The following is a 25,356-nucleotide window of genomic DNA, read 5'->3' as shown; positions in this document are numbered from 1 at the left end:
AGTCCGCCCTCGCGGCGTGCGGCCTTGTGGCCAGCGGGTCAGGGAGTTGTGGCGGTGTAGGGGGAGCGGTCGCCGTTGGCGCCGGTGATGTCGGGGCTGGGGAACTCGTGGCGGCCGTGCCAGCGGCCGGTGCCGGTGGCGAAGGCGTCCAGGGTGACGGCGGTCGCGTCGATCTTCTTGGTGGACGCGCCGGCCCCCACGGCGAACGAGCCCGGCCAGGCGTGGCCCGCGCCGGAGACGGTGTAGAGGTCGACGCGGGCGTCGCGGCGGCAGCCCGTCCAGGAGCGGCGGCGGACGCCGGACGCCGCGTCCGCCGAGGTCGAGGTGGCGCAGCTGAACGCGCGTCCCCAGGCCGCCGCCGCGGACGCGACGGACGGCAGGTCGAACGAGCCGTCCGAAGGGGCCATCCAGGACGGGACCTGCGCGCGGTTCCCGCCGAACGGTTCGCCGCCGTCGTACGGAACGACCGGGTCGTCCGTGCCGTGGAAGGCGACGATCGTCGTCGGCGCGGGACGCGGGCAGGGGCGGGCCAGGTTGAGGCCGGAGACGGCGGCGACGCCGGCGAGCCGCCCGCCGAGGCCGCAGACCAGCGCGGCGGCGAGGCCCGCGCCGTTGGAGAAGCCCGCCGCGTACTCGCGGCGGCGGTCCAGGCACAGGCCCTTCTCCAGGTGGTCGAGCAGTGCGCCCACGTAGCCGATGTCCGCGTCGCCGTCGGCCATGCCGGGCAGCTTCCAGCCGGCGCGGCCGGACGCGCTGTCGGGCTCGACGACGGTGAAGCCGCGCGCCGCGCCCGCGTCGGCGAGCCGCCCGTAGACCGCCTGCTCGAACCCGGACGAGTTCAGCCCGTGCAGGTCGAGGATCAGCGGCGCGGGGCTCTGGTCCTGCGGGTCCTGCGGCTCCTGCTTGGGCTGGTCGGGCGTCTTCACCAGGAAGTCGCGGCCCTGGAACCGGTGCCGTCCGGTGGTCAGCGTCCCGCCGGTGCAGCCGATGCTGGCCCAGCGCGGGACCGGCGGGGCGGGCCCGACCGGCTCGGCCTTGATCGTCCCGGGGTCGCCGTGGCATCCGGCCGCCAGCACGCCGAGCGCGCACAGCAGCGCGATGGCGCGGGAGGGCCCGCGCGGCCGGGCTCGGGGGGTCAGAGCCATCCCTGCGCCCGGGCGGTGTGGACGGCTTCGATCCGGTTGCGGGCCCCCACCTTGGTGATCGCGGACGAGAGGTAGTTGCGGACCGTGCCCTCCGACAGGTGCAGGCCGGACGCGATGTCGGCGATGGTCGAGCCGTCCGCGCCGGCGGTCAGCACGTCCCGCTCGCGGGGCGACAGCGGGTTCGGGCCCGCGCTGAGCGCGGCGGCGGCGAGGTTCGGGTCGATCACGCGCTCGCCCGCGACGACGCGGCGGATCGCGGCGGCGAGGTCGCTCGCCGGGCTGTCCTTCACCAGGAACGCCGAAGCGCCGGCCTCCATGGCGCGGCGCAGGTATCCGGGGCGGCCGAATGTGGTCAGGATCATCACCCGGCAGGACGGCACGGCGGCGCGGATCTCCGCCGCCGCGGCCAGGCCGTCCTTGCCGGGCATCTCGATGTCGAGGAGAGCGACGTCGGGCCGCTCGCGCTCGGCGACCAGCACCGCCTCGGCGCCGCCCGCGGCCTCGGCGACCACCTCCAGGTCGTCCTCCAGGCCGAGCAGCGTGGCCAGGGCGCCGCGCACCATGCCCTGGTCTTCGGCCAGCATCACCCGGATCACGACGCAGACCCTACTGCCGGTCGGGTGCCCCCGCCGCCGCCGGACGAACCGGGTTCGGGCGCCGCGCCCGCCGCGTCGGCAGGGGAGAGCGGGAGCCGGACGGCCACGCCGAACCCGCCGGACGGGCGCGGCCGTGCGGTCACCGTCCCGCCCGCCGACTCCATCCGCTCGGCGAGGCCGGTGAGGCCGTTGCCCGGCGCGAAGGACGCCTCGGTCGCCGTCCCGTCGTCGGTGACGGTGAGCACGGCGGCGTCCGGCTCGCGGCGGACGTCGATCTCGCAGCGGCGGGCCCGCGAGTGCCGGACGACGTTGGTCACCGCCTCCCGGACGGCCCAGCCGAAAAGGCTGTCCGCCTCGTCCGGAAGCGGGGTGCCGGAGGTGCGGACGACCGGCTCGATCCCGGCGGCGGTGAGCACCGCCCGGGCGCCGTCCAGCTCGCCGGTCAGGTCCCGGCGCCGGTACCCCGAGATCGTCGCGCGGACGTCGCGGAGCGCCTCCCGCGCCACCGACTCGATGTCGTTCACCTCGGCGATGGCGCGGTCCACGTCGCGCGGCGCCATCCGCCGGGCCAGCTCGCTCTTCAGCACGATCAGCGACAGGCTGTGGCCGAGCAGGTCGTGCAGGTCGCGGGCGATGCGCAGCCGCTCGTTCGCGGCGGCGAGCCGGGTGGTCTCGGCGCGCGCCTCGCGCAGCTGCTGGACGAGCGTCCGCGCGTGCCGGAAGGCGAACATGAACAGGCCGATGGACAGCGCGGTCATGGTGATCGTGAGCAGTCCGCCGCGGCCGACGTCCAGCAGGAGGCACTGCGCCGAGCCGAGCAGGGCCGAGGCGGCGATCGCGTACGGGACGACCCGCAGCGGCAGCGTCATCGCGGCGATGATGGCCAGGTAGATCGGCATCCCGACCCACTCGTGGCCGAACGCGAGCGGCAGCCCGGCGCACAGCGCCGCGAAGACGCCGAACAGCACGTAGGTGCGGCGGCTCGCCGGGAGCATCCAGCTGGACATGGTGAGCGGAGTCGCCACGTAGACCGCGACGAACAGCACGAGCGCGAGGACCGCCAGGACCAGCCGCGACCCGTGGTACCCGGCGATGACCTTGACCAGCGGAACGATGTAGACCAGCCCGAACGCGGCCCAGAACGCGCGGCGCAGCCGGGACCTCCCCGGGTCCTCGCCGTCGATCGTCTCCTTGAACAGCCGGTTCATCGCTCGCTTCCGTGGTGGGTATCGCCTGTCATGTCCAGTATTTCGTGCTGCGCTCCTCTCGCTCAGCTCGCCCGCATGGTACGTCGGTACGCGGGGACCGCCAGCCCGACCAGCCCGGCCGTCCAGCCCGCGAGCACCAGGCCGGTGGTCGCGGACGGCACGTGTCCGGAGACCAGCGTCCAGCCCAGCGACCCGAACCGGTTGGACGGCGTCCAGCCCGCGATCGCGCGCAGCCCGGACGGCAGCCGGTCGGTCGGCATCCACAATCCCCCCATGATGGACAGCGCGAAGTAGCAGCCGAGTGTCACCGGCTGCGCCGCGTCCGGGCCGACCAGGCTGCCGATCAGGATGCCCAGCGCGGCGAACGGCAGTGCCCCGAGCCACATCAGCGCGACCATCGCCAGCCAGTGCAGCGGGTCGACCCGCACCCCCTGGAAGGCCACCGCGACCAGGCTGACCAGCAGGATCGCGGGCAGCGCCAGGACCATCGCGGCGACCGTCCGGGCGGCCACCACCGCCGTCGGCCGCAGCGGCGTGGTCCGCAGCTGGCGCAGCCAGCCGGACGCGCGCTCGGCCGCGAACCGCTGCCCGGTCGACGACAGCGCCGCGCCGATCGCGCCGAACGAGGCCATCGACACCATCAGGTAGGTCCGCGCGTCCAGACCGGTCGCCGGGTCGCGGCCGCCGTCATCGAAGACGTTCGCCCACAGCAGGTAGAAGGCCACGGGGACGGCGAGCGTGAAGAACGTGAAGCGCCGGTCGCGGAACATCCGCACGATCTCAAGGCGCAGGTAGGCGAGCATCGAAAGATCCCTTCCGGTGGTCAGGAGTGGTCGGGGGAGGTGAGGTCGAGGAAGGCGGCTTCGAGGCCCGCGCCGCGGACCTCCAGGTCCCGGACGGCCAGCCCGGTGCGGTACAGCGCGGCGGTCGTCGCGTCGGCGTCGGTGCTGGTCAGGACGGCCGAGGTGCCGCGGATCTCGACGCCGGTGACGCCCGGCAGCCGGTCCAGCCCGGCGGCGGGCTGGTCGCCGAGGGTGAACCGGACGGTCCGGGTCCCGGCGCGGGACTTGATCTCGGCGCCGGAGCCGTCGGCGACGATGCCGCCGCGCGCCATCACCACGATCCGGTCGGCGTTCTCGTCCGCCTCTTCCAGGTAGTGGGTGGCGAACAGGATCGTCCGGCCGCCCGCGGCGTAGGCGCGCATGCTGGTCCAGAACGTGCGGCGCGACCCGACGTCCATCGCGGCGGTCGGCTCGTCCAGGACGAGGAGTCGCGGCCCGCCCGCGATCGCCATCGCGAACCGGACGCGCTGCCGCTGCCCGCCGGAGAGCTTGTCCGCGCGGCGTTTGGCGACCTCCGTGAGGTCCGCGGTCGCGAGGATCTCGTCGAGCGGCAGCGGCTCGGGGTACAGGCCGCGGACGAACCCGACGACCTCCCGGACGGTCAGCCCCTCGACGAGCGCGCCGTCCTGGAGCATCGCGCCGACGCGTCCGCGCGCGACGGCGGTGAGCGGGTCGTCGCCGAAGACCGCGACGCGGCCGGAGTCGGGGCGGGCGAGGCCGAGCAGCATTGAGATCGTGGTGCTCTTGCCCGCGCCGTTCGGGCCGAGCAGGGCGAGCGCCTGCCCGGCCGGGACGGTCAGGTCCAGCGGCGCGACCGCGCGGACCGGTCCGTAGCTCTTCGCGACATCGGTGAGGGTGATGGCGTCCATGCCGTCAACGCTAGAAATGCGCAGGTCATCGGGTTAGTGAAGGTTGTCGCGAGCCCGCGGTGACTTTTGTCATGGCCCTCGCCCGGGTTCCGGGCGGAGTGAATGGGTCTGTTCCCGGCGGGCTTTACATGTTACGAAGGGATGTAAAGCGGTGGGCGGCACCACCCCGCGCCGTCCCGCGGCCGAGCCGAGGCCGGGGGGACGCCTGTCCCGGGAGGTTGGCACGCATGACCTCGTACGACTTCTACGTCTCGTCCGTCCCCAAGGAGACCTGGGACGTGCCCATGTCGGGCGACGCCCGGTTCACCTGGGAGTACGACGACGGGCGCGACCGGCTGCTGAACCTGTACCAGAAGGGCAAGGACAAGCAGTGGGACGCGCAGAAACGCATCGACTGGGACCTGGAGGTCGATCCGAACAACGTCGCGGGGCTGCCCGACCAGTTCAACCCGCTGTTCGGCTCGGAGATCTGGGACCGGATGTCGCAGGCCGAGAAGGACGAGTTCGGACGGCACCAGGGCGCGTGGCTGTTCAGCCAGTTCCTGCACGGTGAGCAGGGCGCGCTGAACGTGTCGGCGCGCATCGTCCAGTCCGTCCCGGACCTGGACTCCAAGTTCTACGCCGCCACCCAGACGATGGACGAGGCGCGGCACGTCGAGCTGTACGCGCGGTTCCTGCGCGAGAAGATCGGCACCTACTACCCGATCAACCAGGACCTGGCGAAGCTGCTCGCCGAGTCGCTGGAGGACTCCCGCTGGGACCTGCCCTACCTCGGGATGCAGGTGCTCATCGAGGGCCTCGCGCTCGCCGCGTTCGGGCTGTACCGGGACATGTCGACCAACCCGCTGGTCAAGCAGCTGCTCGCGTACGTGATGCAGGACGAGGCGCGGCACGTCGCGTTCGGCCGGCTCGCGCTGCGCGACTACTACGCCGAACTCACCACCAAGGAGCGCGCCGAGCGCGAGGAGTTCGTCGTCGAGGGCTGCTACCTGATGCGCGACCGGTTCAAGGGCCGGGAGGTCTTCGAGCAGCTCGGGATGCCGGTCGACAAGTGCATGGAGTACGTCGACAACTCCGACATGTACACCCTCTACCAGTCGCTGTTGTTCAGCCGGATCGTCCCGTGTGTGAAGGACGTCGGGCTGTGGGGCGACAAGGTGCAGGCCGCCTACCTCGACATGGGCGTGCTCGACAACGCCAAGGCCGATCTCGAAGCGCTGATGAAGCAGGACGAGGACATCGCCGACGCCGTCGACCGCGAGCGGTACGAGCAGGAGCTCGCGGCCCGCAGTGCCGAGGTCGACGAGGCCATCGCCCTCGGCGGCGAGGGCTGAGACCGGCGAAGGCAGAGTCCGGGTAAGGACGGTAAAAAAGCGGGGGCGCCGGTCCGGCGCCCCCGCTTCGCTTTTCCTGTCAGAAGTTCGCCAAATGGCCTTGGTGAACCGGGAGGATATGGTGCCGCATGTCCTGGCAAAACGGACGGGCGCCCGGTCCCGCGTCCATTCCTATTGATCTTTTTCGTCGCGGGCAATGGATTTCCGAATTCGCTGTGCGCGGGCTCCGGCTGTACTAACGTCCCCGACCGGAAACCGGTGCACGCCACCGGACGGCACAGCGGCGGCCGATTCCGTGGCCCGCCAGTGCAGGGTCAATCCGATTCCCGGGGGGAAAGCATGAACCGATCCGCGCGCAGCCTGCTCAGAGCCACCGCGATCGCGCCACTCGCCGTCGCGCTGGCCGGCCTGGCCGGTCCGGCGTCCGCCGGCCAGGCGCGCCCGGCCGACACCGGCCTCGGCAACGTCGCCGACGTGAAGGGCGCCGTCGCCGGCCTCACCCGGACGGTCGACCAGACCGCCGGCGGCCTCGGCCTCACCAACCCGACCGCGGGCGCGGGCGGCCTCGGCCTCCCGAACGCCGGCTCGGGCGGTCTCGGCCTGCCGAACCCGGGCGCCGGGCTGCGCCGCGCCGACGCCCCGCGCCGCGCCGCCGAGCCGAAGCCCGCCGGGCACGTCCGCGTGGGCCTGCCGGAGCGGCTCGCGTCCTCGCTCGGCCTGCCGCAGGACACCGACCTCCCCGTCAGCCTCCCGGACGTGCCGCTCCCGGCGCTCGGCAAGGCCCTGCCCGCCGGTGCCACCGGCGCCGTCGCGCCGAACGCCCGCACCGCCCGCACCACCGGCACCACCCGCACCGCGTCGCCGCCCGTCGCCCAGCCCGGCGTGGTGAGCGGCCTGGTCTCGCAGCTGACCGGCCGTCCGAACCCGATCCCGTTCCGGCTGCGGGACGCCGCGACGGCGCCGTCCGGCACCCGCGGAACCGGCCCGCGCCCGGCCGGCGCCAAGGACATCGGCGGGCCCGGGCTCGGCACCGTCCTCGCCGACCTGCGCAAGGTGACGCAGCTGCTCAAGGGCCAGCCGATGACCGAGCCGAACCTGCCGAACATGCCGGCGGTCCCGGGCCGTCCGCAGACCGTCCCCGGCGCCGACCGGGCCGTCCCGTCGGCCGAGCGGGCGGTTCCGTCCGCCGAGCGGGCCTCGCGGATGGCGCCGCCGCTGCCGGGCTTCGACGCCCTGAGCAACCTGAGCGGCGTGACGTCCCTGGTCCCCGGCCTGCCCGTGCCGCTCCCGCTGCCGGTGCCGAACCCGGCCGGCTTCCCGGTCGACCGCGTCCGGCACACCAGCGCCCCGGCCGACAACAACCCGGTCAACAACGTCCTGAACGGGCTGACCAAGGGCGGCAACACCCTCGGGACGCCCGGCTCGAACGGCCAGCTCCTGCCGGGCAACCTGCTCCCCGGCGGCGCCGGCGGCATCCTCCCCGGCCAGCGCGTCCGGGACGCTCGTCCCGCCGCCGCTCCGGCTCCGGCTCCCGCCCCGGTGCCGGTGCCCGTCGTGGGCGACGTGCTGCAGCGGCTGACCGGCCCGCACGGCCCGGCGACCGTCCACCTCCCCGGCCTGAACAGGGAGAAGACCGCCTGACCGGGCAGCGTCCGCAACCCCCGCGGGACGTCCGCGCCACACCGGCGCGGGCGTCCCGTCCGCATGTCCGGGGGAGTGAATTACACGGTTGTTATCCCGCCGAGATTGGCCAACGGAATCTTGACGCAGCGCACTAGATCCACTTCGCTGCGACAAAATCGGGGTGACAAACCCCACAAACTCCGGGCTTTCGCTTGCGTAAAGCCGATCAAGCCGTACGGTCAAGGACTTGTGTGCGGCCCCATCTGAGATCGCTGTGGTTCTTCCAACTGAAGATGGCCGGGAGCCGCACCGCCGGACGCCCGGTCCGCATGTTGGCGGACGCGTCGAACCACCGGTGCCGAGAACCGGCCACGAGGCGGAGCATCCCTCGTAGCAGCAGATCCCGCGGGGCACGCGACCAGGAGTGAGTCCTGCCCGCGTGCGCGGAGAACTGTGCCCGAAAAGCGGCGCACCGGGTGTCCGGGGTCCTGTCCCCGATCAAAGGACTTCTCCGTGGGTAAGCATCGCCCGAAGATCCGCCTTCGCACCCTGCTCGTCGCCTCGGGCGTCGCGGTCGCCGTCCTCGCGGCCGGCGCGGCGGCGCTGCTGATGGGAGGCGGCTCCGGCGGATCGGCGAACGCGGCCCAGACGCGACAGCTCGCGACGCCGCCGACGCAGCCCCAGAGCACCCAGACCCCGCTGGCCGACGCGCCGCGGACCACGCCGAGCCGCGCCAGCCGCGGCGAGCCCCGTCCGCCGGTTCCGAAGCCGGTGAAGACCAGCGACTCGCCCAAGCCGAAGCCGAAAAAGAAGACCTACAACGTGGTCTCCAGCGGCAGCTGCGAGGCGTCCTCGTACGGCGAGGGGCAGGAGACCGCCAGCGGCGAGCCGTTCAACCCGAACGCGCTGACCGCCGCGCACAAGACGCTCCCCTTCGGCAGCAAGGTCCGCGTCACCAACAAGGACAACGGCGAGTCCGTCATCGTCCGCATCAACGACCGCGGACCCTACGTCGGCGGGCGCTGCCTGGACCTCTCGACCGCCGCGATGAAGGCGGTGGACGGCATGGGCGCGGGCGTCATCCCCGTCCGCTACGAGGTCCTCTCCCGCGGCTGACCCTCGCGCACCCGAACGAACCCTCGCGCTAGCCGCCGCGGCTGAAGGCGCGGGCGAGCACCCCGACGAGCGCCGCCCCCGCCGTGCCGTCCGGGTCCACGTCCGGATCGTAGATCGAGACGTTCATGCCGACCGCGCGCGGGCTCGACAGGAGGACCTCCAGCAGGTCGGAGAGCTCGTCGAGGGACAGCCCGTTCGGGTTCGGCGAGTCGACGGCCGGCATCACGCTCCGGTCGAGGACGTCCGCGTCCAGATGGATCCAGAAGCCGTCGGACGCGGCGTCCTCCAGCACGTCCAGGGCCGCCGCGCCCGCGTCCTTCCCGCCGCGCGCGCGGATGTCCGCGCTGGACAGGCGGGTGATCGCCGACGCGTCGAACTCCTCGGACGCCAGGACGCCGTGGTCCTCCGGCTCCCACTGGTACCCGAGCGCGACGGCCCGCTCCTCGGCGACGAAGGGGCGCAGGCCGTCCAGGTCGGCTAGGCCGTCCGCGCCGTGCCCGGTGGCGATGCGCAGGGCGTACCCCGCTACGTTGCGGACACCGTGCGCCTTCGCGCGGTCGCGCGGCGGGGCGTAGTCGGCGTGCCCGTCAAGGTAGGCGAGCCCGTACGTTCCGCGCCGCCGCAGCGCCAGCAGCGGTCCGAGCAGCACCCCGCAGTCCCCGCCGAGGACGAGCGGGAACCGCCCGTCATCGAGCAACTCGGCGACACGGTCGGCCAACTGTGCCGTGTAGGCGATGTGAGCCTGCCCGTTCCGATACCCCGTGACCGGATCCGGGACGACCGCATAGCCCGGCGCCTCGACGCGTCCGGCCTCTTCGGCATCCAGCTTCTCGGCGAGCCCATGCGCGCGCAGCGCCTCGGGCAGCCGCCGCACCCCCGGCACGTGCCCCTCGTACAGCGGCCTCAGCCCAATATTGGACGGAGCGTCCAGCAACGACACCCGACGAGCCATCCCGCGCCTCCAAGACACCATCTAAACCCTTTAGCCGGTGTTGAAGATCAGCGTAGCGACCGCCCGCCCCACCCGTCGACCCACCGCGAGCAGGCGTCGGGTCAGGACGAGCTGCCGGTCAGGTGCAGGGACACCGGCGGGGTCGTCCGGGTCGTCGGCTCGGCCAGCCGCTCCCGGAACCAGTCGGTGAGCACGCCGTCCACGCGGACGGCCTCGGTGATCGGCGGGCGCGCCTCCAGGCCCGGCTCGGCGGCGAGCGCGTGCGCCATCCGGAACGTCGCCGCCTCCACGGTCTTCGCGCCGCACCGGGACAGCAGGTCGCGCAGCGCCGTCACCTCGGCGGCCGGGACGATCCGGTCCCGCGCGCCGCCGATCAGCAGCAGCGCCGCGCCCGCTCCGGCGATCCGTCCGGCGTGTTCGGAGAGGTCGAGGCGCTCGGCCAGCGCGACGCCCGCCGGGCTCCAGGACCGCTCCCGCCCCGAGCGCTTCTCCACCGAACGCGCCGCCCGCGCGGGCGACACCACCGGCGCGATCAATGCGGCCGTGCTGACCTGCACGTCCTGCCTGGCAAGCGCCAGCAGCACCACCGCCGCGCCCGCCGAGAACCCGGCCAGCGCCACCGGACCTTCCGGGACGCCCAGATCGCGCCGCAACTCCGCGAGGACGGCGGGCAGCCGCTCGGCGCCCTGCTCGACGGCCGTCCCGAACGCCGTCACCCCGGCGTCCGAGAGGAACATCTGCGAACCCAGCCCGGTCGGCAACCCGCCCGCCGGATCGCTCGCCTGCGGCAGGTCCAGGAACACCCGCCAGGTCGGCACCCCGGTCATCGGCACCGCCGCCGCCATGGCGCCCGCCGCCCGCGGCGGATCGAAACCGGGCCACGCCACGATCAGCCGCGTGGGCCCGCTGGCCCGCGCGTCCACGGTCGTCGGCGGCAACGCGATGTACCCGACCCCGGCCGCCGCCCCCCGAACCGGCCAAGCCAACTCCACCCCACGCCGGGGCGAACCGCCCCCGTCCGCCTCCATCTCCGCGGGCCCCGGCCCGCTGGACGCGGGTTCGGCCGTCTGGGCACGCGCCGGTCCCTTGGCGGCCTGCTCGGCTTCGGGCTTTGCGGCGGGCTGGTCGCCGGGCGGCCATCCGGCGAAGGGTGGCGCTTGGGGTTCGGTCGGAGTCGGCTCGGTCTCGGGCGGCGGGGCGTTCGGCGGACGGTCCGGTGGTGCAGGGGACGGCCGTCGGGGGTCCGGAGTGGCGGCGTGGGCGGTCATCGTCCTGGTCAGCTCCTCGCGGTCGCGGCGGTCGCCTGCGCGGACGCCGCCGCGTCCCGGGGCCGCAGGGGGCGGCCGGGGCGGGCGGTGCCGCGGACGGACGGGAGGCGGCGCTCCTCCCGCGAGTCCGGAGTTACCGAGCTTCATGTTTCCAGCGGGCGGCGGATAATGCCCCCCAATCCCCACACTCTGTCTACGAAAGACAGCAAATTGTCACCTGGGATCACCGCGCTGGCACGATCGGGCCATGGAACAAGATAGGTCTCGATTGCGTCCTAGTTGGGGACGGGTGGTGACGGGCCGCCCGCGAACACCCCGGGAGGGCGAGTGAACGGGAAGCGAGGCGCTGCGGCGGCCGGCCAGGCGTGGCAGATCTACAGCGAGACGCTCCAGGACGGCGCCCCCCGCTTCGGCGAGCGGGTCCGAGCCGTGCCGCGGATGCTGAAGTCCGTCCTGCGCGGCGACTACAAGGGCATGTCGATCGGATCCCTCGGCATGCTGGCGCTGGGTCTCGTCTACATCATCTCGCCGATCGACGCGATCCCCGAGTTCCTGCCGTTCGTCGGCGTCATGGACGACACCGGCGTCGCGCTCTGGCTGGCGACCATGCTCATCCGCGCCGCCGGCGACTACGTCGCCTGGGAACGCGGCGGACGCCCCAACGTCGTCGTCGGCGACATCATCGACTGACCGACCACGCACCAGGAACCGGCCGACGGCAGCCACCGTCGGCCTTTCCACGTCCACCCTCCGCGCGCGTCCCCCTCCGCGCGGGGGTGGTCAGGGGCGGGGGGTGCCGTCCAGGTCGGCGGCGAAGCCGGCGGCTACCGCGTGCATGACGGGGACGACCTCCTGTACGGCCTCGTGCGTCATCCGGGCGGACGGGCCGGACACCGAGAACGCGGTCAGCGTGGGGGCGCCCGGCAGCGGGACGGCCACGCAGCGGACGCCGACCTCCTGCTCCTCGTCGTCCACGGCGTAGCCGCGTTCGCGGACGCGCGCGAGCTCGTCCACCAGGGCGTTCGCGTCGGTGAAGGTGTGCGAGGTGCGGGCGGGCATGCCGGTGCGGGACAGGATCTCCCGCACCCGCGACTCGGGCAGCTGCGCGAGCAGCGCCTTCCCGACGCCCGTGCAGTGCGGCAGGACGCGCCGTCCGACCTCGGTGAACATCCGCATCGAGTGCCGGGACGGGACCTGCGCGACGTACACCGCCGAGTCCCCCTCCAGGACGGCCATGTTCGCGGTCTCGCCGACCTCGTCCACCAGCCGGGCCAGCGCGGGCCGCGCCCACGAGCCGAGCAGCCGCCCCGCGCCGTCGCCGAGCCGGATCAGCCGGGGCCCGAGCGCGTACCGCTTGCTCGCCTCCTGCCGGACGTACCCGTGGTTCACCAGCGTCCGCATCAGCCGGTAGATCGTCGGCATCGGCAGGCCGGACGCCTCGGTCAGCTCCGACAGCGCCATCTCGCCGCCCGCGTCCGCCAGGTGTTCCAGCAGCTCGAAGGCGCGTTCCAGGGACCGTACGGCCTCCGCCACCGGCGACTCCTCTCCACGCGATCCCCCAATCCTACGGAGATTCGATTTCGCTGTGCGAAAGAGGCCGGGAGGGTTACGGTCCGTGTCCGAGCGGTTATAACAGCGGGTGCCCCCCGGCGAGACCAGACCGAAACGGCGCAGCGGAAAGGATCGGCGATGGGGGACGAGGCGGCGCGCCCGCGCTTGCGTAGGACTCGCCGTGTCGGCGCGGCCGTGCTCGGCGCCGCCCTGGTGGTCCCGCCCGCCTTGGCGGGCTCGTCCGCCGCTGCCCGCTCCATTTCGCCTACGCCGAGCCCCGCGACCGCCGGAACTCCGGGCCTCTCGTCGTCCTCCGGCGCCGGGACGGCCGGGGACAGTTCGCAGCTCAGCGCCCTGCGCCTGCTCGCGACGGCGGAGCCGACAGGCGAACGCCGCCAAGGGGACGACCTGGTCCTCCGCTACCTCATCGGAATCCGCCCGTCGAGCGGAACCGCTCGCGCCGCGATCCTTGCGCTCACTGCCGAGCAGCCGTTGACCTGGGCCGCTCCCAGCACCGGCTGCACCGTCGCACCGGACGCCGTCCGCCAGCTCTGCAAGCTCGGCGATCTGCCGACCGCCCGCACCTTCCCGATCGAAGTGCGGGTCCCTGCGACCCTGAACCGTCACCTTTCCGAGAGCCAGAGTCCGCGCGATCCCGAGGAGCAGGCCGCTCGCGGTGATGGGGGCGCGGATGCCGGGGGCGGACGCGGCGCGGGTGCGCCGGTCGTCACGGCTGAGGCGCGCGCTAGCAACTCGTCCGCGCGGACCGTTTTCACGCTGAGCCCGACCACGGACGGCACGCAGGTGCCGACCGGTTCGCTTGCGCAGTCGCCGTCCGCTTCGTCCAGCCAGGCGCCGGACGGGCCTACCGCACACGCACCGACCGGCTCCGCCGCGCCGAAACCGGGCGGTCCGAACGTCCACACTCTGCCCGGTGCGATCCCGCACCCGGCGGTCGGCTCGCATGCGCACCCGCCGAAGGGGACTGGCCAGCATCCGCCCAAGCGCCCGACCGGCCAAGCCGTTAAGGGTGTGCCTAAGCATGCGCCGAAGGGGAGGACGGGCCCGCGCCCGCAGAGGGGAGCGAGTGCGCACAAGCCCCCGGCCTCCGGGCCGTCCAGGATGTTCGGGGAGAATCCGGCGCCGCGTCCGAACAGCGACCATGTGCCGCTGGTCAACGGGCTGCCGCGCTTGGAGCTGCGGCATCCGCGACCGCAGGTGGCGCCGCGGCAGCCAGTGTTGCCTCACCGGCCGGTGACACCTCAGCTACCTCCGATTCCGCAGCAACTTCCGGTTCCGCAGCGACCTGTGGTTCCCCAGCAACCAGGGGTGACACAGGAGCAGGCGACTGCCCCGCGGATGCAGGGGCAGGGTGGCCAGGGTGTGCCGCAGGCTCCTGGGGGGAGTGGGACGGCGCCTGGGACGCAGCTGCAAGGTGTAGCGCCCGAGACGCCGCCGGACGGGGTGCCGGGGCGGCCCGGAGCGGGGTCAGGGGTGCATGCTCCGCTGGTCGGGCCCTCCGGGATGCCGGTTCCGGCGCCGCCGGCTCAGCAGGGGCCGATGGACATGCCGTCGATCCCGAGCGGGCCGATCCTGCCGACGTTGAACAGCACCAAAAATGCGCCCGTGAACCCGGACGATCCGCTCCCCGGGCCGTCCGGGGAGTCGCAGATGACGCTCGTGTCGCCCGCCAGCGACATCAGCGACGCGCGGGACTGGGCCGTCGTGCTCGGGGTCGTGCTGGTCGGGGAGGTCGTCCTGCTGTGGGGCGCGGCGTGCCTGTCGCTGCTGCGCCGCCGCCTCGCCCTCGGCCGGACCGCCGGGCCGGCCGGGCCGGCCGGAGCGGCCACGAGTGCGGGTGCGCGGCGGCGCTGATCTGCGGGCGACGCGTGCGTCAGGGCTGATGAAGGCTTGTCACCCGAGTGACAAAGCCGCCGGGCGGTAATGTGCGCGGGGGTGGAAGCCCGGCCCGGCTACTATCCGGTAGCTTCACGCTGCACGATCTTTGCCGCACCCAGGCGCCCCCGGCCGCGACACACCGGAGTTCCGCAGGGACCCCACCGGCGTTCCCCCGCGAGCACACCGGCGTTCCGCCGGGCGGCGCGCACGTCCGCCGACGGCGTCCGGCCCCCGCGGGCCGCCGTCCGGCCCATCCCCCGGGAGTTGGTTCCATGGCACTGGGCTCGCTGCTTCCCGAACTCGCGCCCGGCGGCTCCGGCCGGGTCCCGCTCGTCCGGCGGCTGGCCCGCTGGGCGCAGGAGAAGCCGGACGCCCCGGCCTGGACGTTCGTGGAGTACTCCGCCGACCCGTCCGGCACCAAGACCACGCTGACCTGGGGGGAGAGCGACCGCCGCGCCCGCGCGATGGCGGTCCGCCTGCGCCAGGTCGCGCAGCCGGGGGACCGCGCCGCGCTGCTGCTGCCGCAGAAGCTCGACTACGTGATGACGATGCTCGGCGCGATGTACTCGCACGTCGTCGCGGTCCCGCTGTTCTCGCCGGACCTGCCCGGCTACGCGGACCGGCTGATCGGCGCGTACGCCGACTCCGAGCCGACCGTGGTCGTCACGTCCCGGGCCTCGCTGCCGCAGGTGGAGAAGTTCCTCGCCGAGCACGACGTGCCGCGGCCGAAGGAGATCGTGTTCGCCGAGGAGGTGGACCTCGACCTGGCCGACCGCTGGACGGATGAGCCGATCGAGCCCGACGACCTCGCCTACCTCCAGTACACGTCCGGCTCGACGCGGCGTCCGGCCGGAGTGGAGATCACGCACGGGAACGTCGCCGCGAACGCCGGCCAGCTGTGGGCGGGCTGGCACCCGGAGCGGCCGGAGCCGGAGCTGGTGAGCTGGCTGCCGCTGTTCCACGACATGGGCCTGGTCGCGACGCTGGGCCTGCCGCTGGTGAACGGCGCGCACGCGGTCTACACCGAGCCGATGTCGTTCATCATGAACCCGATGCGGTGGATGCGGCTGATCGCCGAGCGTCCGAACAAGAACGTCTACACGGCCGCGCCGAACTTCGCCTACGAGTACGTCGTGGCGCACGCGACGCCGCAGAAGATGGAGGGGCTGGACCTGTCCGGCCTCGTGACCTGCCTGAACGGCGCCGAGCCGATCCGTCCGGCCACGCTGCGGGCGTTCGCCGAGAAGCTCGCGCCGGTCGGGCTGCGTCCCGGCGCGCAGGCCCCGGGCTACGGCCTGGCGGAGGCGACGGTGTTCGTGTCCGCGGCGGCCGAGGACGAGCCGCCGAAGGTGATCACGGTGGACCGGGAGGCGCTGACCCAGGGCCGCGCGGTCCTGGTCGCCGAGGACGCGCAGAGCGCCAGCGCGCTGGTCTCCTGCGGACGGCCCGTCGGCCAGTACGTCGCGATCGTCGACCCCGAGACCGGGCGCGAGCAGCCGGACGGCGTGGTCGGCGAGATCTGGGTGCACGGCCCGAACACCGCGCCCGGCTACTGGCGCAACTCCGAGCGCAGCCAGGAGATCTTCGGCGGGCAGCTGACCGACCCCGGCGACCTGCCCGCCGAGCGGTGGATGAGGACCGGCGACTACGGCATCGCGCACGAGGGCGAGCTGTACGTGACCGGCCGCATCAAGGACCTGATCATCGTGGACGGCCGCAACCACTACCCGCAGGACGTGGAGCTGACCACCCAGGAGGCGCACCCGGCGGTCCGCGAGGACCACGTCGCCGCGTTCGCCGTGCCGGGCGAGGAGACCGAGCACCTGGTGATCGTCGCGGAGCGGAACCGGCGCGTCCCGCTGGCCCGGCTCGACCTGGCCGAGGTGGAGAGCGCGGTGCGGAGCGCGGTCAACGTCGAGCACGAGATGCGCGTGCACGAGTTCGTCCTGATCGAACCGGGTGGCGTGTCGCGCACCTCGTCCGGCAAGATCGCCAGGGCCGCGACCCGGCAGCGCTACCTCGCCGGTGAGCTCGGCACCACGGCGGCCAAGCTGGCCGCGCGGGCGGCCGCGCGCGGGTAGCCTCCCGGAAGCCGGACGGAACGAACGAATCGGGAGGATCATGCTCGGGGGGCTGGGCCGTCTCATCCAACGGCAGCGCTGGACCAGCCTTGTCCTGATCCTGCTGATCAGCTTCTTCGCCGCGGCGTGGGGCGCCGGCGTGCTCGCCAAGTTCAAGCAGGGCGGGTTCGAGGACCCCAAGGCGTCCTCGACGCTGGTCGCCAAGCTGGGGCAGAGCTACTTCGGGCAGACCAACCCCGACATCCTCGTCCTCTACAAGAGCGACCGGATGACGGTGGACGACCCGCGCTTCGAGGCGGCGGTCGTCGGCACGGTCGCGCGGCTGCCCAAGGCGAACGTCAGCCAGTTCCTCACGTACTACACGTTCGAGGGGTCGAAGGGGTCCGACAGCTTCGTCTCCCGCGACCGGCACCAGACGATCGTCTCGATCAAGGTCGCCGGGAAGGACGACGCGACCCGCAACACCAACTACCTCGCGGTCAAGGACCACCTCAAGGCCCCTGGCCTCGATACGCGGCTCGGCGGCGCGTTCCCGCTCGGCACCGAGTTCGGCGAGCGGGTCGTCGCGGACATCGTGCACGCCGAGACGATCACCGCGATCCCGCTGTTCGTGCTGCTCGTGCTGCTGTTCGGCGCGGTCACCGCGTCGCTGCTGCCGCTGGTGGTCGCGCTGTTCTCGATCATCGGCGGCCTCGCCGTCCTGCACCTGGTGACCTACGTCGCGGACGTCACGTCGATGGCGCTCGAAGTCGTCACGATGATGGGCGTCGGCCTCGCGATCGACTACTCGCTCTTCGTGATCAGCCGGTTCCGCGAGGAGATGGAACGCGGCCAGCTCGCCGCCGGGCTGCCACCCGGGAAACCCTGGAAGCAGGGCGCCACCCGTGCCGCGCGCCGCGCCACGAAGAGGGGCTACCGGTCGCTGCCGCGCTCGGGCCGGCGGGACGTCCGCAAGGAGTACAAGCGCGCGCTCAAGCCCGTGGTGCGCGCCGCGCTCGGCCGCACCCTCGGCACCGCCGGACGGACGATCATGGTCTCCGGCATCACCGTGTCCGCCGCGCTCGCCGGGCTGCTGCTGTTCCCGCAGATGTTCCTGCGGACGATCGGCCTCGCCGGGATCGCGACCGTGATGGTCGCGGTGTTCGGCGCGACCGTCCTGCTGCCGACGATGCTCGCGCTGCTCGGCCCGAAGGTCGAGTTCGGCCGGATGCCCTGGCGGCGCCCGAAGCCGGACCGCGACCCCGACGCCGGCTTCTGGTTCGGCCTCGGGACGAACGTCATGAGGCACCCGCTGCCCTACTTCGCGGGCGTGCTCGTCGTCCTCGGCGTGATGTTCGGACCGTTCCTGAACGTCCAGTTCGGTTCGCTGGACGCGCGGGCGCTGCCGAAGGACAGTCCGTCGCGCGCGGTCGTCCAGACCGTCCAGAAGGAGTTCCCGAGCCAGTCCGCCGAGCCGATCGACGTGGTGCTGACCGGCGACCTCGTCCCGCGGCACTGGGCGCCGTCGCGCAAGGGCGACAACATCCCGCCGTTCCTGGAGGACTTCCGCAAGAAGCTGATGGCGATGCCGGGCGTGACCGGCGCCCAGTTCACCGGCTACGCGGGCGACTACCCCGGCGTCCGGATCTCGGTGACGCACAAGTACCAGCCGATGGACGAGCACGCCCAGAACCTCGTCAAGACCATCAGGGGCATGTCCCTCGCCAAGGACGGCGTCCCGATGCACATCTACGTCGGCGGCAACACCGCCGCGCAGATGGACCTGATGTCCAGCCTCATGCGGACGCTGCCGAAGATGGCGCTGTTCGTCGCCGTCGGGACGTTCCTGCTGCTGTTCATGTTCTTCGGCTCGATCGTGCTGCCGCTCAAGGCGATCGTGATGAACGTGCTGTCCATCGGCGCCTCGTTCGGCGCGATCGTCTGGGGCTTCCAGTACGGCCACCTCGCCGGGTTCCTGGACTTCACGCCGACCGGCAGCGTCGAGGCGACCTCGATGATCCTCATCCTCGCCGTCGTGTTCGGCCTGTCCATGGACTACGAGGTCTTCCTGCTCTCCCGCATCCGCGAGGAGTGGGACCGCAGCCAGGACAACCGGCTCGCGGTCGCGCGCGGCATGCAGAAGACCGGCTCGATCATCACCAGCGCCGCGCTGCTGTTCCTCGTGGTGATCGCCGGGTTCGCCACCGCGGGCATCACCGTCGTCAAGCTGATCGGCGTCGGCATGTTCGTCGCCATCACGGTGGACGCCGTGCTCGTCCGCTCCCTGCTCGTCCCGGCGACGATGCGGTTCATGGGCCGCGGCAACTGGTGGCTGCCCGGCTTCCTGGCGGGCCTCCACGCCGCCCTGGACCTGCGCGAACGCGACGACCTCCCCGACACCCCCGGCCCGGTCCAGCCGTCCACGTCTCCCATCGCGGTCAACTGGCAGGCCACGCCCCACCAACCCCCGAGCGCTCCCGCCGCTCCGCCCGTCCGTCCCGTGCCGCCCGCGCCGAGCAGGCCGAGCGTGCCGCCCGCGGCGAACGGGGCTTACCCGCAGACTTCGCCCTCCGCCACGAATCCCGCATCCAACCCCACACCTCCGGTACCGGACGGTCCGGTGCCCGACCCCACGCACGGCCCCTGGCGGCCGTGGGAAGGCGGACGGCCGGAACCGGAGAGCACGCCTTCCTCTGGTCCGAAACGTGGGATAGTTCCCAACCACGATGGTTCAGGGTGGCGCTGGAGCAGCGTGAAGGAGAGCGATGACTCGTGAGTCGTATCGCGGAGTTGTCAGACGGAGAGCGGCGGCGGTCGCGGCCGCCGGGATCGCGGGGGTGCTGCTGCCCCTCGCGGTGACCGGGACGGCCGGGGCGGCGTCCTTCAGGAAGGCCGACGACGGGGCGTCGATCGCCTCGTACAAGTGGCTCAACAAGTCGAGGACCGCGTTCGACTTCACGGTGAACTCGCCCGCGCTCGGGGCGAAGCGGAACGTCCGCGTGCTGCTGCCGAAGGGCTGGAAGTTCGGCTCCGGCAAGGCGTGGCCGGTCGTGTACGCCTACCACGGCGGGAACGACAACTACCTTTCGTGGACGCGCAGTACCGACATCCAGAGCATCGCGTCCAAGTGGGGCGTGATCGTGGTGATGCCGGAGGGCGCGAACGGGTCGTACACGAACTGGTTCAACTACGGGAAGGGCGGCAAGCCGCGCTGGGAGGACTTCCATATGAAGGAGGTCCGGCAGCTCGTCGAGCGGAACTACCACGCGGGCGCGTCCCGCGCGGTCATGGGCATCTCGTCTGGTGCGCAGGGTGCGTGCACCTATGCCGGACGGTTCCCTGGAGCGTTCAAGTACGCGGCGTGCTTCAGCGGCGTCCTGTCGATGAGCCTGCCCGGCGTGCCGTCGCTGCTGATGTACACCAACACGCGGCCCGGCACCGACCCGTACGCGATCTGGGGATACCCGCGCATCGACCAGGCCAACTGGGACGCGCACGACCCGGTGAAGCTGCTGTCCAGCGTCCGCGGGACGAGGTTCTACGTGTCGGCGGGCAACGGCGAGCCCGGCCCGTACGACAAGCCCGGCACCGCGCCGTGGGACATCGGCTACCTGAGCGAGAAGGCCATCAACCCGACCGTCCAGGACTTCGTGAACCAGGCGCGGCGGCTGCACATCCCCATCACCGCGCACATGTACGGGCCCGGACGGCACTCCTGGCCGTACTGGAAGCGCGAGATGCACTTCGCGTGGCCGCAGATGATGCAGGCGATCGGAGCGAAACCGGTTCGCTGATCGCGGTTGCGGAAGGCGCACGGACGGCCCGTCCGTGCGCCTTCCCCTTTGCCCGGGTGTGAGGTGCGCCGCTCGGGCTCGGCTGGGGGCTTTCCGGGAAGTAGGGTGGTCCGCGACGGATCGTGAGCGGAGGAGCACGCGGACGCCATGGTCGAGCCCCCGGAGACGCCCCTGCCCGGCACCCGGTCGGCACTGGAGCCGGACCGCGCCATCAAGCCCGGCCGGCACGGCCTGGCCCCCGAGGCCGTGGCCGCGATCCAGCGCGACCGGCTGATCGACGCCTTCGTCCAGGTCGTCGCCGAGCGCGGGTACGCGGGCGCGACCATCGGCCGGATCACCGAGGCGGCGGGCGTCACGAAGAAGGCGTTCTACACCCACTTCACCGAGCTGGACGACTGCTTCCTGGCCGCCTACGAGCGCGGCACGGCGATCGTCCTGACCGCGATGTCCGGCGCGTTCGGCGCGGAGCCGACGTGGCCGGACGGCATCCGCGCCGCGCTGCGCACGGTGCTGTCGATGCTGGCCGCCGCGCCGGCGTTCGCGCGGATGTCGATGGTCGAGGTGAACGCGGCGGGGCCGCGCGTCCGGCGCGCCCGGACCGAGTGCATGGAGCGCTTCCGGGCGTTCTTCGCCGGGCCCGGGCCGGGACCCGGCGAGAGCCCTGTGCCGACCGTCGTCGCGGACGCCGTTGTCGGCGGCGTCTACAGCACGATCTACACGCACATCGAGAAGGGCGATACGGCGCGGCTGCCCGAGCTGCTGCCGCAGCTCACCTACTTCGCGCTGATGCCGCTGGTCGGACGCCGCGAGGCGGCCCGCTACATGGACACGAGCACCTCCTCCCCGGACGCCGCCGGTCCCGCCCGTCCGGAGTCCGTCGCCAAGTAGCCGAGGCGAATCGGGCCGACCCGCCCCGTCGCTGTCCGGCGTCCGGATCCGGACGCCGGTCCTGACTCAGGTTGACATGAAACACCGCTTGGTTTCTAGTGGCTCTGAGAACTCTCGCATCCGGCCGGTGCATCCACCCCACCCGTCCCGAGAGAGGACGCCGCACATGCCCTCGCGAATCCTGAGCACCGCCGTGGCCGCTGCCGCCGCCACGACCGGCCTGGTCGCCCTCACCGTCGGCCCGGCGTACGCCGCCGGGGTCACCCCGGCCAGCACCTTCATCACCGCCACCAGCACCAACGTCAAGTTCAGCGGCACGCTGTCCGGGCTGAACTTCTCGGTGAGCTGCACGAACTCCTCGCTCACCTTCACCACCCCGAGTTCGGGCTACGGCCCGGTGAACACCTCCGACCCGGTGTTCGGCGGCACGTGCAAGGACAGCTTCGGCGGCACCGCGACCGTGAAGACCAACCACACCAACGGCGCGTGGACGCTGCTGGCGATCGCGGTCGGTCCGAAGGTCCAGGCGACCATGCCCAAGGCCGGCGCGACGTTCAGCACGACGACGCTGCCCGGCTGCGTGGTCACCGCCGCCCCCACCGGCCCGGTGAACCTGACCGGCAACTACGACAACGGGACGGGCTACTGGCACCTCGTCAACGCCCCCGTCGCGTTCTCGGCCTCCGGCTGCGGCGCGGTCAGCCCGACCGGAACCGTGTCCGGCGACTTCCTCACCAGCCCGAAGGTCAACATCAGCTGATCCGTCCGAGCGGGGCCGTCCGGTGATCCCGGACGGCCTCGCGGTCCGTCCTGCCGGTGATCCCGGCGGGACGGACGTGAACCGGCGGACGAGGTTGGCGCCGGAGCCCGGACTGGCCGGATGAGGCCGGTGCGCCGCCCATGTCTTGACCTGAAACACCCCCGGGTTTCTATTGGGGCCACTCGGATCTTGACAAAGAGGAGGCGATGGCATGCGCCGTCGACGCAATCGCGCCGCGGCCGTGGCGCTCACGGCCGTCCTGGGCACGGTCCCGATGGCCCTGCCGCCCGCCGCGCACGCGGCGGACGCGACGGAGTTCGGGCTGCCCGTCCCGGACGTGACGCCGACCGGTGTCGCGGCGGCGAGCGGCGGCGGCGCCTGGTTCACCGAGGCGCAGGGCGGCATCGGGAAGATCACCCCGAGCGGCAGGGTCACCGAGTACCCGGTCCCGCGCAACGGGCAGAAGGGCACCGGCTACCCGGACGCGATGGCCGTGGCGAGCGACGGCGCGCCCTGGTTCACCGACTCGTCCGGAACCGTCGCCCGCGTCGGACGCCTCGACCCCGCGACCGGCAAGGTGAGCACCTACGAGCCGCCCGCCGACGCGCTCCCGAACGCGCAGATCACCGGCATCGCACCCGGCGCGGACGGCGCGATGTGGGCCGCGACCGGCTCCGCCGGGGCGCTCCTGAAGATCACCGCCACCGGCTCGGCCGGGGTGATCACCACCTTCGCCACCGGCCTCGCCCCCTACTCGGTAGCTGTCGGAGCCGACCAGGCCGTCTACTTCACCGACCAGGGCGGTCAGATCGGACGGCTCGACCCCGCGACCGGCGCCGTCACCACGTTCGCCCCGCCGAGCGCGGCGGGCGGCTACCCGGCGCTCGGCGAGATCACCGCGGGCAAGGACGGGAAGCTCTGGTTCACCGAGTCCGGCAGCAACAAGATCGGATCGCTGGACCCGGCGTCCGGGCAGATCTCCGAGTACGACGTCCCGACCGCCAACGCGCGTCCGGCCGGGCTGACCGTGCGCCCGGACGGGACGGTCTGGTTCACCGAGTCGTCCGCGTCCAACCTCGGCATGCTCGACCCGGCGAGCGGCCAGATCACCGAGTACCCGCTGCCCGCCACGCTCTCCGCGCCGTTCCGCCTGGTCAGCGGCGCGGACGGCAAGCTCTGGTACACCGCACCGGGACGCGGCCGGATCGGTTTCGTGGACCCGGCCGACCCGCCGTCCGGCTTCCCGCACCAGGCGACACCGCCGAACGGCCCGGGCGCGCCGACCATGGCCGCGCAGTTCCAGAACCGCTGCCCGCAGACGATCTGCCTCACCGAGGTCACCACCGGCGGCAACACCAAGATCGGCTCGTTCGCGCTGGACCTGCCCGCCGGGGCGATCCGGATCACCGGCTACCTCGGCGACCCGGACTCGACCGGCCTCCCGGTCCTGAAGCCGCCGGTCAGCGGGCAGCAGTTCGAGGGCAAGCCGATCGACGTGCCGGGCGGCCTGATCGGGCAGCTGCCGCTGGTCGGCCCGATCCTCGGCAAGACCCCGGCGGCGATGTGGGCGGTCAACAAGCTCACCGTCACGCAGAGCCTCGCCGGACCCGTCCACGTGCTGGCCGCGCCCGGCGGTTTCGGCGCGCAGACGACCATCAACATCAAGCTCAACAACGACCTGCTCGGCCCGAACTGCGTGATCGGCCCGGTCGACGCCAAACTCGCGCCGACCTTCACCGGCGGCGGCTTCGGCGACGACCCGCAGCTCGGCTGGGTCGGCGGCCAGATGGAGATCAACGCGCCGATCGCCATCCCGAAGGCCCAGGGCTGCGGCCCGTTCAACATCCTGGACGGCGTCATCAACCAGATGATGGGACTGCCCTCGCCCGCCGACAAGAACAGCATGAACCTCACCGGCATCCTGAACCTCGGCGTCGGCATCAACGCCGCGAACGTGCCGGACGCCCTCGCGCCGGGCTCGTCCAACCCGCTCGCCGCCAAGCTCCGCGCGCTGCTGGCGGCGAGGTCGGCCAAGCACGCGTCCAAGCCCGCGGTGAAGATCGCCAAGAAGCACACCTACCGCGTCAAGGCCCGCCACTGACCAGCGAAAAGCCCGGCCGGGCCGCGAGGCGCAGCCCGGCCGGGCACCTGCTCGCAGGTCAGGCCGGGAGGACGCGGTCCAGGAGGGTGACGGCGCGGGCGACGCCGTCCTCGGCGCGGAGGCGCTCGCCCAGGTCGGCGGCGCGGGCCCGGACGGCCTCGTCGCCGGTCGCCCGGCGGATCGCGTTCGCCAGTCTCGGGACGGTCATGGCCTTGAACGGCACGGGCGCCGGGCCCGCGCCGAGCACCGCGACGCGGTCGCCCCAGTAGGGCTGGTCGCCGAAGAACGGAGTGACCACGGACGGCACTCCGGCGCGCAGGCCGGCGGCCGTCGTCCCCGCCCCGCCGTGGTGGACGACGGCCGCCATGCGCGGGAACAGCCACGTGTGCGGGACGTCCCGGACGGCCAGAATGTCGTCGTCGGACGAGGCCGGGTCGCCCTGCACGATCCCGCGCACGCCCGCGAGGCGCAGCGCCGTCCGGACGGTCAGGTCGGTCAGCCGCGCGTCCTTCGGGACCATGCTGCCGAACCCGGCGTAGACCGGCGGCGGGCCGGCGGCGAGGAACGCGGCCAGCTCGTCCGGCGGGGTGAACTCCGGCTCGTCCAGCGTCCAGTAGCCGGTGAGGTGCACGTGGGACGGCCAGTCCGGCGGCCGCGGCACCACGTGCTCGCTGAAGCAGGCCAGCACCAGCGCGTCGTCGCGGCCCGGGCCGCGCAGCGGCAGCGGCGGCAGGCCGAGCGCCTCCCGCCGCCACGGGTTCAGGAACGGCCGGGACAGCTGCCAGGCGATCTGGTCGACGGCGGCGAAGCTCGCGCGGTTGCCCGGCCCGCCGAGCGAGCGCGGCACGAACGGGTGCGGGAACGCGGCGGTCGGCTGGCTCGGCTGGAAGTGGATCAGCGCCCACGGGACGCCGAGGTGCTCGCCGACGTGCCGGGGCAGCAGCCCGAGCGTCGGGCCGAGCAGCAGGTCGGCGTCCTTGGACCCGGCGAGGCACTCGTCCAGCAGGCGCCGTGCGGCCGGGCCGAGGATCCGCCGGAACCCGGTGAGGAACCGCACCGGGTTCCGGCCGCCCGCGAGCAGCTCCTGCCCGGCGTCCGAGCTGAGGATCTCGGTCGGGTCGACGGTCAGCGGCGCGAGGTCCAGCCCGGCGGCGTGCGCGAGCGGCGCGTACCGGGCGCTCGCGACCAGCCGCACCCGGTCGCCGCGCGCGGCGAGGGCGCGGCCCAGCGAGACGCACGGCTGGATGTCCCCGCGCGACCCGGCCGCGAAGATCACGATCGTCCGGCTCACCGGTACCTCCTCAGCTCTCGGCCGCCGCCGGGCCCCGGCCGGCCTGGTTCGGCCGCCGT

General features: G+C 73.0%; 20 protein-coding genes. 11 read left to right on the top strand and 9 right to left on the bottom strand.

Annotation, left to right across the window (positions count from 1 at the left end; all coding sequences use genetic code 11):
- Nucleotides 1-38: 38 nt before the first annotated feature.
- From FHU30_RS27990 to FHU30_RS27970, 5 genes are all read right to left on the bottom strand, one after another.
- Nucleotides 39-1,145: a CE1 family esterase gene (locus FHU30_RS27990; protein WP_253879747.1), complete on the bottom strand. Its 1,107-nt coding sequence runs from the start codon at nt 1,143-1,145 to the stop codon at nt 39-41.
- Nucleotides 1,136-1,741: a response regulator transcription factor gene (locus tag FHU30_RS27985; RefSeq protein ID WP_253879746.1), complete on the bottom strand. Its 606-nt coding sequence runs from the start codon at nt 1,739-1,741 to the stop codon at nt 1,136-1,138. The genes FHU30_RS27990 and FHU30_RS27985 overlap by 10 nt, the downstream gene beginning before the upstream one ends.
- Nucleotides 1,738-2,949 (bottom strand): sensor histidine kinase, encoded by a 1,212-nt coding sequence (locus FHU30_RS27980; RefSeq protein WP_253879745.1) that lies wholly within the window; start codon nt 2,947-2,949, stop codon nt 1,738-1,740. The genes FHU30_RS27985 and FHU30_RS27980 overlap by 4 nt, the downstream gene beginning before the upstream one ends.
- Before the next feature lie 62 nt (nt 2,950-3,011).
- Entirely contained in the window at nt 3,012-3,752 is a 741-nt protein-coding gene (locus FHU30_RS27975; RefSeq protein WP_253879744.1) for an ABC transporter permease, read from the bottom strand.
- A gap of 20 nt (nt 3,753-3,772) precedes the next feature.
- Nucleotides 3,773-4,660 (bottom strand): ABC transporter ATP-binding protein, encoded by an 888-nt coding sequence (locus FHU30_RS27970; RefSeq protein ID WP_253879743.1) that lies wholly within the window; start codon nt 4,658-4,660, stop codon nt 3,773-3,775.
- A 227-nt stretch (nt 4,661-4,887) separates the two neighbouring features.
- Between FHU30_RS27970 and FHU30_RS27965 the strand changes: the two genes are divergently transcribed.
- From FHU30_RS27965 to FHU30_RS46375, 3 genes are all read left to right on the top strand, one after another.
- Nucleotides 4,888-5,994 (top strand): ferritin-like domain-containing protein, encoded by a 1,107-nt coding sequence (locus FHU30_RS27965; RefSeq protein WP_253879742.1) that lies wholly within the window; start codon nt 4,888-4,890, stop codon nt 5,992-5,994.
- Nucleotides 5,995-6,333: 339 nt separating this feature from the next.
- Complete coding sequence (locus FHU30_RS27960) at nt 6,334-7,635, top strand: hypothetical protein (protein WP_253879741.1); 1,302 nt, start codon at nt 6,334-6,336, stop codon at nt 7,633-7,635.
- 495 nt (nt 7,636-8,130) lie between these two features.
- Complete coding sequence (locus FHU30_RS46375; RefSeq protein ID WP_308211410.1) at nt 8,131-8,733, top strand: septal ring lytic transglycosylase RlpA family protein; 603 nt, start codon at nt 8,131-8,133, stop codon at nt 8,731-8,733.
- Between the two features lie 28 nt (nt 8,734-8,761).
- Here the strand turns inward: FHU30_RS46375 and FHU30_RS27950 are convergent, their stop codons facing one another.
- Nucleotides 8,762-9,685, bottom strand: a complete 924-nt coding sequence (locus FHU30_RS27950; protein ID WP_253879740.1) for an arginase family protein — start codon at nt 9,683-9,685, stop codon at nt 8,762-8,764.
- A 101-nt stretch (nt 9,686-9,786) separates the two neighbouring features.
- A complete protein-coding gene (locus FHU30_RS27945; RefSeq protein ID WP_253879739.1) occupies nt 9,787-11,100 on the bottom strand; it encodes an alpha/beta hydrolase in 1,314 nt (437 codons plus the stop codon).
- A gap of 180 nt (nt 11,101-11,280) precedes the next feature.
- On the opposite strand from FHU30_RS27945, the gene FHU30_RS47255 reads away from it, so the two are divergent.
- Nucleotides 11,281-11,643, top strand: coding sequence for a YkvA family protein (locus FHU30_RS47255; RefSeq protein WP_253879738.1), 363 nt, complete (start codon nt 11,281-11,283; stop codon nt 11,641-11,643).
- Nucleotides 11,644-11,733: 90 nt separating this feature from the next.
- On the opposite strand, the gene FHU30_RS27935 is transcribed toward FHU30_RS47255, so the two are convergent.
- Nucleotides 11,734-12,486, bottom strand: a complete 753-nt coding sequence (locus tag FHU30_RS27935; RefSeq protein WP_308211409.1) for an IclR family transcriptional regulator — start codon at nt 12,484-12,486, stop codon at nt 11,734-11,736.
- Nucleotides 12,487-14,064: 1,578 nt separating this feature from the next.
- Between FHU30_RS27935 and FHU30_RS27930 the strand changes: the two genes are divergently transcribed.
- The 7 genes from FHU30_RS27930 to FHU30_RS27895 all read left to right on the top strand — a co-directional run bounded on the left by FHU30_RS27930 (nt 14,065) and on the right by FHU30_RS27895 (nt 24,006).
- A complete protein-coding gene (locus FHU30_RS27930; RefSeq protein WP_253879737.1) occupies nt 14,065-14,379 on the top strand; it encodes a hypothetical protein in 315 nt (104 codons plus the stop codon).
- 296 nt (nt 14,380-14,675) lie between these two features.
- Nucleotides 14,676-16,484, top strand: a complete 1,809-nt coding sequence (locus FHU30_RS27925) for a fatty acyl-AMP ligase (RefSeq protein WP_253879736.1) — start codon at nt 14,676-14,678, stop codon at nt 16,482-16,484.
- A gap of 40 nt (nt 16,485-16,524) precedes the next feature.
- Complete coding sequence (locus FHU30_RS27920) at nt 16,525-19,239, top strand: MMPL family transporter (protein ID WP_301323777.1); 2,715 nt, start codon at nt 16,525-16,527, stop codon at nt 19,237-19,239.
- Nucleotides 19,229-20,257: an alpha/beta hydrolase gene (locus tag FHU30_RS27910; RefSeq protein WP_253879735.1), complete on the top strand. Its 1,029-nt coding sequence runs from the start codon at nt 19,229-19,231 to the stop codon at nt 20,255-20,257. Before FHU30_RS27920 ends, FHU30_RS27910 begins: the two co-directional genes overlap by 11 nt.
- Nucleotides 20,258-20,404: 147 nt before the next feature.
- Nucleotides 20,405-21,145, top strand: coding sequence for a TetR/AcrR family transcriptional regulator (locus FHU30_RS27905; protein ID WP_253879734.1), 741 nt, complete (start codon nt 20,405-20,407; stop codon nt 21,143-21,145).
- A 166-nt stretch (nt 21,146-21,311) separates the two neighbouring features.
- Nucleotides 21,312-21,905 carry a hypothetical protein gene (locus tag FHU30_RS27900; RefSeq protein WP_253879733.1) on the top strand — a complete coding sequence of 198 codons (594 nt, stop codon included), beginning with the start codon at nt 21,312-21,314 and terminating at the stop codon, nt 21,903-21,905.
- Nucleotides 21,906-22,116: 211 nt separating this feature from the next.
- On the top strand, nt 22,117-24,006 hold the full coding sequence (locus tag FHU30_RS27895) for a Vgb family protein (RefSeq protein WP_253879732.1): 1,890 nt from the start codon (nt 22,117-22,119) through the stop codon (nt 24,004-24,006).
- Between the two features lie 58 nt (nt 24,007-24,064).
- Here FHU30_RS27895 and FHU30_RS47250 read toward each other — a convergent pair whose 3' ends face one another.
- Entirely contained in the window at nt 24,065-25,297 is a 1,233-nt protein-coding gene (locus FHU30_RS47250; RefSeq protein ID WP_253879731.1) for a glycosyltransferase, read from the bottom strand.
- Nucleotides 25,298-25,356 lie beyond the last annotated feature (59 nt).

It is taken from the genome of Actinomadura rupiterrae (assembly GCF_024172125.1).
Lineage (GTDB): Bacteria > Actinomycetota > Actinomycetes > Streptosporangiales > Streptosporangiaceae > Spirillospora > Spirillospora rupiterrae.
Note: the sequence above shows the minus strand (reverse complement) of the source record. Positions and strands in the feature narration are given on the sequence as shown.